The 12,405-nt window shown below is 42.0% G+C and carries 14 protein-coding genes; 7 read left to right on the forward strand and 7 right to left on the reverse strand.

What is annotated here, in order from left to right; genetic code table 11:
* The first annotated feature begins 15 nt into the window (after nt 1–15).
* From hflX to glnA, 4 genes are all read left to right on the forward strand, one after another.
* On the forward strand, nt 16–1,287 hold the full coding sequence (gene hflX / locus J2S00_RS00715) for a GTPase HflX (protein ID WP_307334435.1): 1,272 nt from the start codon (nt 16–18) through the stop codon (nt 1,285–1,287).
* A gap of 38 nt (nt 1,288–1,325) precedes the next feature.
* Entirely contained in the window at nt 1,326–2,609 is a 1,284-nt protein-coding gene (locus J2S00_RS00720) for a methionine gamma-lyase family protein (protein WP_307334440.1), read from the forward strand.
* Nucleotides 2,610–2,762: 153 nt separating this feature from the next.
* The gene (locus J2S00_RS00725) at nt 2,763–3,173 is read left to right on the forward strand and encodes a MerR family transcriptional regulator (RefSeq protein WP_307334442.1); all 411 of its coding nucleotides are present in this window, start codon (nt 2,763–2,765) and stop codon (nt 3,171–3,173) included.
* 108 nt (nt 3,174–3,281) lie between these two features.
* Nucleotides 3,282–4,583, forward strand: a complete 1,302-nt coding sequence (gene glnA / locus J2S00_RS00730; RefSeq protein WP_307335187.1) for a type I glutamate--ammonia ligase — start codon at nt 3,282–3,284, stop codon at nt 4,581–4,583.
* A 50-nt stretch (nt 4,584–4,633) separates the two neighbouring features.
* Here glnA and lexA read toward each other — a convergent pair whose 3' ends face one another.
* Complete coding sequence (gene lexA, locus J2S00_RS00735) at nt 4,634–5,263, reverse strand: transcriptional repressor LexA (protein ID WP_307334443.1); 630 nt, start codon at nt 5,261–5,263, stop codon at nt 4,634–4,636.
* A gap of 213 nt (nt 5,264–5,476) precedes the next feature.
* On the opposite strand from lexA, the gene J2S00_RS00740 reads away from it, so the two are divergent.
* A complete protein-coding gene (locus J2S00_RS00740; protein ID WP_307334445.1) occupies nt 5,477–5,713 on the forward strand; it encodes a DUF896 domain-containing protein in 237 nt (78 codons plus the stop codon).
* Nucleotides 5,714–5,737: 24 nt separating this feature from the next.
* Entirely contained in the window at nt 5,738–6,376 is a 639-nt protein-coding gene (locus J2S00_RS00745) for a GerMN domain-containing protein (RefSeq protein WP_307334446.1), read from the forward strand.
* Between the two features lie 189 nt (nt 6,377–6,565).
* Here J2S00_RS00745 and J2S00_RS00750 read toward each other — a convergent pair whose 3' ends face one another.
* The 3 genes from J2S00_RS00750 to pdxK all read right to left on the reverse strand — a co-directional run bounded on the left by J2S00_RS00750 (nt 6,566) and on the right by pdxK (nt 8,944).
* Entirely contained in the window at nt 6,566–7,396 is an 831-nt protein-coding gene (locus J2S00_RS00750) for an undecaprenyl-diphosphate phosphatase (RefSeq protein WP_307334447.1), read from the reverse strand.
* A 67-nt stretch (nt 7,397–7,463) separates the two neighbouring features.
* Nucleotides 7,464–8,015, reverse strand: a complete 552-nt coding sequence (locus J2S00_RS00755) for a metal-dependent hydrolase (protein WP_307334450.1) — start codon at nt 8,013–8,015, stop codon at nt 7,464–7,466.
* 110 nt (nt 8,016–8,125) lie between these two features.
* Entirely contained in the window at nt 8,126–8,944 is an 819-nt protein-coding gene (pdxK, locus tag J2S00_RS00760) for a pyridoxine/pyridoxal/pyridoxamine kinase (RefSeq protein WP_307334452.1), read from the reverse strand.
* 754 nt (nt 8,945–9,698) lie between these two features.
* Between pdxK and J2S00_RS00765 the strand changes: the two genes are divergently transcribed.
* Nucleotides 9,699–9,938, forward strand: a complete 240-nt coding sequence (locus J2S00_RS00765; protein WP_307334455.1) for a D-alanyl-D-alanine carboxypeptidase — start codon at nt 9,699–9,701, stop codon at nt 9,936–9,938.
* A 314-nt stretch (nt 9,939–10,252) separates the two neighbouring features.
* On the opposite strand, the gene J2S00_RS00770 is transcribed toward J2S00_RS00765, so the two are convergent.
* From J2S00_RS00770 to J2S00_RS00780, 3 genes are all read right to left on the reverse strand, one after another.
* Nucleotides 10,253–10,489: a hypothetical protein gene (locus J2S00_RS00770; protein ID WP_307334457.1), complete on the reverse strand. Its 237-nt coding sequence runs from the start codon at nt 10,487–10,489 to the stop codon at nt 10,253–10,255.
* A 117-nt stretch (nt 10,490–10,606) separates the two neighbouring features.
* Nucleotides 10,607–11,488 carry a DUF3307 domain-containing protein gene (locus J2S00_RS00775; RefSeq protein WP_307334461.1) on the reverse strand — a complete coding sequence of 294 codons (882 nt, stop codon included), beginning with the start codon at nt 11,486–11,488 and terminating at the stop codon, nt 10,607–10,609.
* A gap of 103 nt (nt 11,489–11,591) precedes the next feature.
* The gene (locus tag J2S00_RS00780; protein WP_307334464.1) at nt 11,592–12,215 is read right to left on the reverse strand and encodes a SatD family protein; all 624 of its coding nucleotides are present in this window, start codon (nt 12,213–12,215) and stop codon (nt 11,592–11,594) included.
* Between the last annotated feature and the right edge of the window lie 190 nt (nt 12,216–12,405).

Here is a 12,405-nt window from a genome sequence, read left to right on the forward strand (position 1 = left end):
ATACGATAAAGGATAATGACTTATAAAGGACTGAAGAAAAGAATGGACGAAAAGGCCATATTGGTTGGCTGTCTGTTACCCCATCAACATGAGCGGGAAGTTGAGAGCTCATTGCATGAGCTCTCTTTATTAGCTGAAACAGCACAGGCCCAGGCAGTGAGTACGGTAATCCAGAAGAGGGAACGGGTTGACCCCGCCTATTACATCGGTAAAGGGAAAGTGCTGGAAGTGGACGAGCTGGTTGAGAACCACGAAGCAGATCTTGTCATCTTTAACGATGAGCTGTCACCCAGCCAGGTTAACAACCTTGAACGCCTGCTACCTTGCAAAGTGATTGACCGCACTCAGCTGATTCTGGACATTTTTGCCCTCAGGGCCAGGTCTAAAGAAGGGAAGTTACAGGTAGAACTGGCTCAGTTGAACTATTTATTGCCCCGTATCGTGGGTAAAGGAACGGAGCTGTCCCGACTCGGAGGCGGCATCGGCACCCGCGGTCCTGGTGAGACAAAACTGGAAATGGACCGCCGTCATATCCGCCGCCGGATACGGGATATTAAGCATGAACTGGACAAGATTGTGGCTCACCGGGGACGCTATAGGGCACGGCGCAAAAAACGGGATCTGTTTCAAGTCGCTCTGGTGGGCTATACTAACGCCGGTAAATCAACTCTCCTTAACCAATTAACCCAAGCAGAGGCATATACGGAGAACCAGCTGTTTGCCACTTTAGATCCATTAACCAAGCAAATGCGGTTACCTTCTGGGTACACCGTTCTGTTAACCGACACCGTCGGATTTATTCGGGATCTGCCCACCACGCTCGTTGCTGCATTCCGCTCCACACTCGAAGAAGTCAGAGAGGCAGATCTGATCCTGCATGTGATTGACAGCCATGATGAGGATCATCAGGATCAGATTGAAGTGGTGGAGTCCTTGTTAACGGAGCTTGAGGCCGGACATATTCCCGTTGTGCGGATTTATAATAAAAGAGATCTTCCCCCAGCTCCTGATCTTCTGGTGCGTCCAGAAGATCTGTACATTAGCGCCTTTCATGCTGACGATTGCCGGAAGGTGAGGGCATGTATTGAAACTGTCTTGAAACAAGAGATGCACCTTCATGAGCTGCTGCTTCCTGCCAGTGAAGCCCATCTCATTCCCAAACTGCGACAGGCAGGCTTTGTGGAGCGACTTGACTGGGATGATGAACAGGAAGCCTACCGACTTCATTTGTATTTACCGGCTCATCACCCGTTACAGGAAAAACTAGCCTCCTATCAAATCCGATAATTGGCAATATGATACAGTTAGCAAGGAGACAGGAACACATGAACCTTTATGAGCAACTGAGTTACGGCAAACAATTGCAACCTTACGTGGAACAAGCAGAAGCCAAAATCAGGCCAGTGTTGGATCAGATTCGGCGCACGGTTGAACTGAACCAATGGAAGGTTCTGCATGCTTTTCGTGACCATGAAGTAGGGGATCATCATTTTGCGCCCAGTACGGGTTATGGCTACGATGATATGGGGCGGGAGATACTGGAAAAAGTTTACGCCACCATCTTTCATACAGAGGCCGCTATTGTGCGTCCCCAACTTATTTCAGGCACACATGCCATCGCGACCTGCCTGTTTGGACTGTTAAGACCGGGTGATGAACTGGTTTATATCACTGGTAAGCCGTATGACACCCTGGAGCAGGTGATTGGACAGGCAGCTGAAGGATCACCTGTGCCAGGCTCTTTAGCCGACTTTGGCATTGGTTATCAGGAGGTTTCCTTGACGAAAGAAGGTGAAATTGACCCGGAGGGTATTCAAAGGGTCATCTCCGAACGGACCAAGGTGATCGGCATACAGCGTTCAAGGGGGTATGCGGACCGTCCTTCATTTAACATTGACCAGATCCAGGACATGATTACCCTGGTCAGGAAGGTTAAACCTGACGTGATCATTTTTGTTGATAACTGTTACGGTGAATTTGTGGAGGAGCGGGAACCGACTCAGGTCGGAGCGGATATCATGGCTGGTTCATTGATTAAAAATCCCGGGGGTGGTTTGGTTCGCAGCGGAGGGTATATCGTTGGCAAACAAACACTGATCGAACGGGTAGGCACCCGCCTGTTCGCACCTGGCATTGGCTTAGAAGGAGGCGCTAATCTGAATACGCTTCCCGAGATGTATCAAGGCCTGTTTCTTGCCCCACATATCGTGGGAGAGGCATTAAAAGGTGCCATCTTTTCCTCCGCTTTACTGGCAGATCTAGGATTTCAAACCACCCCAGTATGGGATGAAAAAAGAACCGATTTGATTCAATCCATCCAATTTAACTCCAGGGAAAAATTAATTGCCTTCTGCCAGGGGATCCAAAAAGCGTCTCCCATTAATGCTCATGTTGTTCCCTACCCCAGCCCAATGCCCGGATACGAGGATGAGATTATTATGGCAGCAGGCACTTTTATCCAAGGGGCTAGTATTGAGCTTTCAGCTGATGGCCCGTTGCGCCCCCCGTATTTAGGTTTTGTCCAGGGCGGTTTGACCTATGAGCATGTTAAGATCGGCATCCTTACAGCGCTTAACGAGCTATTGGAAAAAGATTTGTTAAACATTTAGATTTTTGGAGTCCAACACTTGGACTCTTTTTATGTAAAAATACTTAACATCATATTGACAACATAGTTTACTTCACGTACACTAGGGATAGGTTAAAGATTCAAACAATTTTTTAACAAGGGCTTGGATTTTAATATAGTGGAGGCGATCTTGATGACCCAAGAGATTCGTCGCAATATGGCCCTTTTTCCCATTGGGATTGTGATGAAGCTGACCGATTTAACCGCCCGGCAGATTAGGTATTATGAAGAGCAGGGATTAATCAAGCCTGCACGCAATAAAGGAAATCAGCGCATTTTTTCTTTAAACGATATTGACCGTTTGTTGGAGATTAAAGAGTTAATTGACCAGGGAGTCAATATCGCTGGCATTAAGGCGATTTACGAAAATAAAAAAGCGCCTGAAGCCAATCTGGTACCGGAAGAAACTGAAAACAAGAAAAAGAAGCGTGACTTGACAGACGAAGAAGTTCACAGATTGCTAAAACAGGAGTTATTAAGCGGCTTATCAAAAGAAAAAGCGTCCCTCATCCAAGGGGAATTGTCCCGCTTTTTCCGGTCCTGATCCTTTCGCTCATTTCTTCTGTGTTCTATTTTTTAAAAATAGATTCATCATCACTAGGGAGGGGAACCTGCTGTGACTAAGAACTACACCAAAGATGACATTTTAAGAATGGCAGAGGAGGAAAATGTCCGCTTTATCCGTCTCCAGTTTACGGACTTGTTGGGAACCATTAAAAACGTAGAGATTCCCGTCAGCCAGCTGCCTAAAGCACTGGACAACAAAATGATGTTTGATGGTTCATCCATTGAAGGATTTGTCCGTATTGAAGAATCGGACATGTATCTGTATCCTGAACTGGATACCTGGATGATCTTCCCCTGGATTACGGATGAAGGTAAGGTGGCCCGTTTGATTTGTGATGTTTATAATCCGGACGGTACACCTTTTGCCGGAGATCCGCGCGGCGTATTGAAACGGGTGCTTAAACAAGCTCAGGATATGGGCTTTTCAACGATGAATGTTGGTCCTGAGCCGGAATTCTTCCTGTTTAAGACCAATGAAAATTTAGAACCTACATTGGACGTCAATGATGACGGTGGCTACTTTGACTTGGCACCCCTTGATCTGGGTGAAAACTGCCGCCGGGATATTGTATTGACCCTGGAAAAAATGGGCTTTGAAATAGAAGCTTCTCACCACGAAGTGGCGCCAGGCCAGCACGAAATTGACTTTAAATATGCTGATGCTGTGACAGCTGCAGATTACATCCAAACTTTTAAATTAGTGGTTAAAACAATCGCCAGGAAACACGGTTTGCACGCCACTTTTATGCCCAAACCCATCTATGGTATTAACGGGTCTGGCATGCACTGCCATCTGTCCTTATTCCGCGGCAATGAGAATGCCTTTTATGACGAAAACGATCCATTGGGTTTAAGTGAAACTGCAAAGCATTTTTTGGCTGGGCTCTTAAAACACGCCAAAGCATTCGCTGCCATTACCAATCCGACTGTCAACTCATATAAACGTTTGGTTCCTGGCTATGAGGCGCCGTGCTACATTGCCTGGTCTGCCAAAAACCGCAGCCCGTTGATTCGTATTCCTGCTTCACGCGGATTGAGCACCCGTGTGGAATTGCGTAATCCTGACCCTGCTGCCAATCCGTACTTAGCGCTGGCGGCCATGCTTGCCGCTGGTTTGGACGGTATCAAGAACAAGCTGCCTTTACCAGAGGCCACAGACCGTAATATTTATGTCATGAATGAACAAGATCGTGCTGAAGCGGGTATTGAAAGCTTACCATCCACATTAAAAGAAGCGATTGATGAGCTGAAACAAGATGAAGTGATCGTCAATGCATTGGGTGAACATGCTTTTACACACTTTGTTGAGGCCAAAGAAATCGAATGGGATATGTTCAGAACTCAAGTCCATCCTTGGGAAAGAGATCAATACATGACCCAATATTAACAATGAAGGGGAACAGCCAGTGCTGTTCCCCTCATCGTTTTGCGGTTTATTTAGTGAATATGGCGAAAAACCCCGATTACTTTACCCAAGATGGTCACGTCTTTAAGGATGATGGGCTCCAGTGCAGCGTTTTCCGGCTGTAGGCGGATCACATTTTTCTCTTTGAAAAACCGTTTTACAGTAGCCTCATCTTCCTCAGTCATAGCCACGACAATATCGCCGTTGTCAGCATAATTTTGTTTGCGGACAATGACATAGTCCCGGTCATAGATACCCGCTTCAATCATACTGTCACCCTGGACAACGAGCATAAACAACTCACTGGGGTCAGTGGCAAATTTATCTGGCAGTGGAAAATATTCTTCAATATTTTCCACTGCTGTGATGGGTTGTCCCGCTGTGACTTTCCCGATCACCGGCACATAAGTGGTGCTAATCGATTCGGGTTGAGGCTGGGTGCGCATGTCATCGTCCAAAACTTCAATGGCTCTGGGTTTGGTGGGATTACGGCGTATATATCCCTTTTTCTCGAGCCGGGACAAGTGACCATGGACAGTAGAGCTGGAAGCCAATCCTACTGCTTCACCGATTTCACGGACTGATGGAGGATACCCTTTTTCCCGCACTTCCTTTTTAATAAAATCCAGGATCAGCTTTTGGCGTTTGGATAATGTGGACATCAATTTTCACCTCAATACCAAGAAATAAAATGCACACAAGAAAACTGGACGAATGAAGATGGTAAGTTTTAACTATGTATACTTATGAGATATTATATCAAATGTAAGGGACGAATACAAACGTAAGTTCGAGTGATGTGGATTATCGATTGACGAAATCATTTAAAAGTATTACTGTAATAATATGGACATTCTTAAGCAAAGGGGATCGATATGCTATCCAAGGCAAAACTAGACCGGATTAACCAGTTGGCACAAAAAGCAAAGCAAAAAGGGCTAACAGCAGAGGAGAAGGAAGAGCAAGCTCAGCTGCGCCAAGAATATATCCAGTCCTTCCGTTCTTCATTCAAAAGTAATTTAATGGGTTTAAAAGTGATTGACCCAACAGGAAGAGATGTAACACCAGATAAGTTGAAAAAAGAACAACAGAGATATAAAAAACAACATTAAATCAAAGGAGTGGCAACAGACAAAATGAATAGAGAAAGCAGACGGAAGTTGCTCTTTTTCACCGCTTGTATGATGGTACTGGTCTTGGCTGCCTGTGGCCAGGGAACAATCGATACGCAAACGGGAGCAGGAGATGCAGAAGAAACGGGCCAGGAAACAGAAGAAGAAACTGTAGCAAACGAATCAAGTGAAGAGGAAGCTGGTACAGAAGAACAGGATGAAGCCGAGAACGGCAATAACGAACAACAGGGTGAAATTGTGACCATGACTTTTTACTATACGGATGAAGACTTGTTAGAATTAGTCGAAGAGCAACATGAAGTGATGTTTGAAGACGAAGAGGGGAAAATGCGCGCCGTTTGGGATCATTTACAACATCCACAGACAGATAAGGCCATTGCCCTGTGGGAAAATTTTAGTCTGAATGATATGAGATTGGAAGGTTCGACCTTAGTTATCGATGTATCCATGCATGAAGGTGTTTATTTTGGTTCAAGTGCAGAAGGATTTGCGATCCAAACACTGTTGCAGACATTCGCCCAAGTCGACGGTATTGAACAGATTCAATTATTGGTTGATGGAGAAAAACAAGAAACACTGGCTGGTCATATCAGTATTGAAGAACCTATTTCGGTAGATACTGAAGTCTATTCTACCCAGTAAGTTATTCAAAAACACCGGATACTGACTTAGACGAAAAATGTTTTTGCTTGAAATAAAAGCTGGCTCCGCAACAAAGAGTCAGCTTTTTCTTTGGGCTAATTATATTGTTATCATTGTATGGAAACGATGACCTACGCACGTAGGTAAAGTATACGTCCGGCCCGCCGGTCGGGTATTCTTTAACCATAGTTATAAATCAATAATCAGTGAACGATCAAGGTAGAAGTAAACAAAGGCAGCCAGGATATAACAATAGATGGCAAAGTAAATCAGACGGCTTTTTTTCAAGAAATCAATTAACCAAATGATCCCGATGATGGAGAAGATAAAGGAAGCAATAAAAGCAATGACCAACGGGATAATACCAATTTCATTAACCAATCCCGGTTCGAAGTCTTTCACCAGTAATACAGTTGAGCCTAAAATAACGGGAATAGCCAGCAAAAACGAAAAGCGTACAGCTGTTTCCCTGTTTAATCCTGTCCATAAGGCAGCAACCAAAGTGGCACCTGAACGGGAGATGCCAGGGATGACGGCTAGCGTTTGGCCCAAGGCAACTACAAAGGTATCTTTTAAGCCCATTGTTTCTTCATTTTTATTACCGTAGCGATGAAAACGTTCTATAAAAATAAGCAAACTTCCTGTCACAACTAATGAAATGGCAATAACAGGGGGGGTTTTTAGAGATTCTGCGATAAAATCGGTCAGAATCACACCTAACACTCCAGTGATCATCGTGGCGATAATAATATAGATACTGAATATAAACGAAACTTTATCATGAGGAGAACGGTAACGTATGAAAGCAAAAAATCCTGTAATGATTTGGGCTAAATCGCGGCGGAAATAAATAATGACAGCCAGCACAGATGCCAAGTGTAAGAAGATCTCCATAACCAGACCTGGGAACGGCAAATCTAGCAGCAAAGAAGTAATGACAATATGAGCCGTACTTGAGATGGGCAAAAACTCTGTAATGCCTTGAACGATTCCTAAAATGAGCGCTTCAAGTAATGACATGTAGAAGAGTCTCCCTTCCAACATAATTAACCAAAACTAGTCACACAAAACACATTTTATCACAACTCTATGGAACGACAAACAGATTTATGACAGGCAGTTTTATATTTGTTAACAGTAACAAAAACAAGTAGAGATTGATCATAACAAGAACAAAGAGTATTCCCCGTTCAGTTAAGCTGCCGGTTCGAATGGAGAGGGGAAAGGCAAATCGTTTTTTATAAGGATATAATAAAGCCACCCCTCCCTTGGTCATAAAATCTCCTGCCACATGGCAGGCAACGCCAAGGGTCCAACCCAGCGCATAAACAGGATGGACATCTAAAGCCTGTGTAACCCACAAACTGCTAACTCCCATGATAACAATAAAAAGCAGGGAATGGGTGAACCCACGGTGGCTAAACAATACACTGATGAAGGCAGACAGAAACCACAACTTGCGTCCTAACCGGGAGCGGAATTTATCAATATCGGGAAAAATGCTGCCTATGAGCACTAAAATGAGAAAAAAACCATAACTTAAAGGATCAGTAAAAGGGAGCGTACCCGATGATTGCATAAACATAATAGTCAGCAGGCCCCACATCAGGCCAAATGATTCATGTGTTGAGGCAACCAAGCTGAATCTCCTTTCAACCCACTTACTTTGATGGACAAAACAAAAAATATTCCACCCTGACGCTACCGTGTCATGGGTGGATTGAACAGTTTGGCATGTTGTGCAATGCTTCAAGCATGTGAGGAATTATTTAGAGCAAGATGGTTAATAGAGCCAACATATTGATTCAACTTAAATCCTTGACGGATAGCCAGTGTAATGTATTTTTTGGCTTGATGCACAGCTACCTTAACAGAAGCTCCTTTAGCCAGCTCAGCAGCAATGATGGCTGCAAATGTACAACCGGCGCCGTGAGTATATGCCGTATCCACCCGGTCCCACTCCAAAAGTTCAAAAGACTGGCCATCATACAAAAGATCAACTGCCTTATCATTTTTTAATTTTCCGCCTTTGATGACTACGTAACGGGGGCCTAATTGATGAATGATTGTTGCTGCCTCTTTCATATCATCGATGGAATTAATAGCAGGGCGTTGGCTCAACTGTGCGGCCTCAAACAAATTAGGCGTAACAACGGTTGCTTTTGGCACAAGCACGTCCCTTAAACTGGCAGCAGCGTCAGGATTAACAGGTTCGTCAGCCCCTTTACATACCATTACTGGATCAACAACAACACGGTCAAGTTGATGACGGTCAATAGTTTCAGCGACCAGTTCGATGATTTCAGAGGTCGGCAGCATACCTGTTTTTACAGCATCAACACCAATGCCGGAAAGCACCGTGTTTAGTTGTGCTTGCACTGTTTCTGCGGGAAGAGGGTAGACAGCATGGAACCAATTGCGGTCAGGGTCCTGTGCCACGATTGTGGTCAGTGCTGTCAAACCGTATACGTAGCGGGACTGAAAAGCTTTAAGATCGGCTTGGATGCCTGCTCCTCCACTCGTATCTGAGCCAGCGATGGTCAAGGCTTTATACACTTTCGTGTCCATACTTTCATCTCCTTTAGTATCCAAACTCTAGCATCATTATTATTTTAACATTGGACTATCCGTGTTTCGACCATTGTTTGTAATGGAGAAGAGGAATGGACGGGGAGGAGGGGGATTTTATGTTTTATTCGGAAACCGTCTCCCCCTTAAAAATGAAACTGAGAATTGTTAACGCCACCAACCAGAGTGAGAAACTAAGCAACCCTTCCATTCAATCATTGAATTTCCTCCTCACTAAACAAAACGTATGTTCCAGGAATATATGTTCCAGAACGTTTGTTCTTATTATACAAAAAGCATAGGAAAAAGGAAAGAGAAAATTAAATATTAATACTCAAATTTTTAACTGGAGATACTCTATACAAAACCAAAAAGTTGGAAAGGATAATGGTCGTTTATGAAACACATTTGAAGTATGTAATCGCCGCAGTTACTATACGGAAGGGGGCACAGGCGAAATTCTGTTCTCCCACTACGGTGATATTTCCCTTATACCTGTAATGAAACAGGTTGGGCCGGTGCTCAGGTTTCTGCCCTCACTTTGGCTCCGGATGAAAAATATCAGGCGGGAACAGTGATTGTAGATGTCTATCCGGATGTAAACATATTGAACTTTGCTCATACATCAAAACAAGAAACACGCCAGATTATTTCTGTTGTGTGACGAGCATGATAAAAACTTGATTAAAGTTTAAGGAGAGATTCCGCTTGGTGCCCCTGCTTATAGAGCCAGAGTGAGTGTGGAGGATCCAACTTGTTATGCTCAGTTAACATCTTATTAAAAATTAAAAGAAATTGGCAGTTGGTAAAAGTACACGTTAAAACCGGGGCGTTAACAACAAAATCATCTCTATCTGGATATGTGACAACCCGAGATGATCACTGGCTGATTTTCTCAATAATTATGATCAATAACTTTACAGGAGACTCATCCGAAATGAAACAAATTGAAGATCAAATCGTATTGCGCCTAGCTGAATTTAGCTTAGAATAAAAAAACTGAAGTTAGATTGGACCAATAGCATAGAACGCAAAAGTTAGGAATGCAAAAAACAAATATTAATATTAATTTGGAAAAAGTGACCCCAAATAAAGGCCACTTAAAGCTTTTCAGTTGAGTCCGATAATATATATTATGTAAACTAATGAATAATAATGTTATCCTATTTGTTAAAGCTTGACGCGGGAGTTTTGCGTTCCTACATTTTTCATGCCACTTGAGTGATTTTAAATATTTCATAATCTTATCCTTTACTCTACTAGCCAACTTCTTATGTTCAAGAAATATCTGTTGTTTTTTTAATTTGTCTATTTTTTCTTTTGGATCTTCGAGAGTTTTTCATGATTTATACGTGATATCTCATCCTGGAGTGGTTTGATATTAATATTAATAGGTTGAACATTAAGTACAAACTCAATATTTTTTAATTTATTTATTACGTCTTCTATAAAATGATAATAAATTTTCAATTCATCTTCTAATCTTTTGTGATATTCAGGTAACTGTTCTAACAAGTATCTTACTACTGTATTATCTTCTTCCATGTTCAACTTTTTAATTTGTTTAAGCTCTGAAATTTTACGTTCGATTTTTTGTTTAGAGATATTTAATTCCTCTTCAGCTTTACTTTCAAGAAAGTGCTAATCCCTTACTCATAGTCCCTACCCTAAGAGCATACTTCTTACGGAAACAAGGATGAAACCAATCAAAAAGGCGATTGAAAAACTGGCAAAAGTGCCGACAATGTAATAATCACTTGTTTTATTATTCAGTTCCTTAAAGCGTCCAATAGACTTAATTGCCACCAAGAGTGCAATTAATTGATATTGATTGATGAGCATGGCAAAGATAATGATGAGCCTTTCAATATTTCCGATTACTTTTCCATATCTTTTAAGTTCTTCTTTGCGATGATCTTCAAAATTGTCGCTACGATCATAAATCTCAGTTGTTGCGGCAACTTCATTCCGACCGAGCTGCTCAATGATTGGCCCTGTTTTGTCCTTTGGATTATAGTCAGTTTTTTCATTGGGTAAATTAATGATCAACAGGGACAATTCCGTCCCCCCTCTTATCGAAAATAACATCGCTGCTGCAACAAGTACGATATAAGCCAAAAGATTGATATGATTGACTGCTTCCAAAAACGGGTAATACATCATCACATACCCTATAACCCTATTAGCCCACGCGTTTAGCTCCGTGTTTGTCAGAAAAGGATACGCAGCGACGATGATGACAATACGGGCCAGCTGCTCGGATATCAACAATAATAATGACGTTAAAGGCTTATGGTCATTAGGAAAGCTGATTTTAATTTTATTTATGACAAAATGAAAAACAGCAATGATGAGGATAACGGCGAAAAGGGTCAGATTAAAAAAAGCACTCGTTAATATGAGAGAGCAAAGCAAAAAGGTCGTTGAGTGCCACAAAATGCTGAGATTGCTGTTACCCATATTTTTCAATTTATCGGTCGGAAAATAAAAATCTGCCAAAACATGACTCAATAGAAACAGACTTATAATCAATATTTCAGACATTTTCCCCATTTCCTTATACCAATGTAAAAAATAAATAATAAATTCCAGAGATTATCATCATCAACAATAAACTGTAGCGTTTATTTTTTGCCAATGAGCGTTTTTATGCCCATTTTTCTTCTAAAAAACGCTTGATCACTTTTTGACTATGCTCAATCTCTTTGAAAAGTGCTTTTTGTAAAGTCACACTGACAGCACTCTGACTGATTTTTAGTTTTTCTGCTACTTTATATTGAGAGCCAAGCTCTTTGTATAAACCGACAACCTCCTGTTGTCTTTTTGTTTGTGACTGTGTACAAGCTTCTGTAAACAGGATTAAGGCATTGATCAATTCATCCTCAGGAGAATCCGAAAAAAAACATATTGATGGTTTTTTTAATTTGGCTTTTTCAACCATTTTCCTCGCATACCAATACGCTGGACCATCCGATCCAATCGCTACCGTTTTAGAGAAACTCGTTTCCATTGAGCCGACGCCGATACCAAACACCAGATCCACCGGTTTCATTTTTTCCTTGATAAAATCTATAACGTCAAAACATATACTCGGAGTATATAATAATCCCTGAAATTCGTCCCCCAGCGTTATTGTAAAGTACGAGGCTATATAAGCGTCATATTGATCATTGGCCATTTGTATTACAGATTGAAACTGTTCCTGAACCTTTTTTCGGTTTTTGATGTTTTTGGAACCTACGATATCACCAATTATTGCACAATAATTCATAAGAGAGCTCCTTACTTGTCCGATCTTTATCCATGTTTCCGACTATTATTTTATCACATACGCACAATGTTGTGATTTTGATCTCACTATCCATCTGTGGATTATAGGAACAATAAAAAGGAGCGAGATAAACCATAATGTATTGAGGGAGAGTCTCGTATAAAGAGAGTGATGTATATGCCACTCTTAT

Origin of the sequence: Caldalkalibacillus uzonensis, from assembly GCF_030814135.1 — a bacterium.
Taxonomy (GTDB): Bacteria; Bacillota; Bacilli; order Caldalkalibacillales; family Caldalkalibacillaceae; genus Caldalkalibacillus; species Caldalkalibacillus uzonensis.

Coding starts and splice junctions, on each gene's coding strand:
- glnA (WP_307335187.1), top strand. CDS start 3,282: ATGGCAGAGGAGGAAAATGTCCGCTTTATCCGTCTCCAGTTTACGGAC.
- J2S00_RS00770 (WP_307334457.1), bottom strand. CDS start 10,489: ATGGAAGAAGATAATACAGTAGTAAGATACTTGTTAGAACAGTTACCT.
- J2S00_RS00740 (WP_307334445.1), top strand. CDS start 5,477: ATGCTATCCAAGGCAAAACTAGACCGGATTAACCAGTTGGCACAAAAA.
- J2S00_RS00745 (WP_307334446.1), top strand. CDS start 5,738: ATGAATAGAGAAAGCAGACGGAAGTTGCTCTTTTTCACCGCTTGTATG.
- pdxK (WP_307334452.1), bottom strand. CDS start 8,944: ATGGACACGAAAGTGTATAAAGCCTTGACCATCGCTGGCTCAGATACG.
- J2S00_RS00750 (WP_307334447.1), bottom strand. CDS start 7,396: ATGTCATTACTTGAAGCGCTCATTTTAGGAATCGTTCAAGGCATTACA.
- J2S00_RS00780 (WP_307334464.1), bottom strand. CDS start 12,215: ATGAATTATTGTGCAATAATTGGTGATATCGTAGGTTCCAAAAACATC.
- J2S00_RS00775 (WP_307334461.1), bottom strand. CDS start 11,488: ATGTCTGAAATATTGATTATAAGTCTGTTTCTATTGAGTCATGTTTTG.
- lexA (WP_307334443.1), bottom strand. CDS start 5,263: ATGTCCACATTATCCAAACGCCAAAAGCTGATCCTGGATTTTATTAAA.
- J2S00_RS00720 (WP_307334440.1), top strand. CDS start 1,326: ATGAACCTTTATGAGCAACTGAGTTACGGCAAACAATTGCAACCTTAC.
- J2S00_RS00725 (WP_307334442.1), top strand. CDS start 2,763: ATGACCCAAGAGATTCGTCGCAATATGGCCCTTTTTCCCATTGGGATT.
- hflX (WP_307334435.1), top strand. CDS start 16: ATGACTTATAAAGGACTGAAGAAAAGAATGGACGAAAAGGCCATATTG.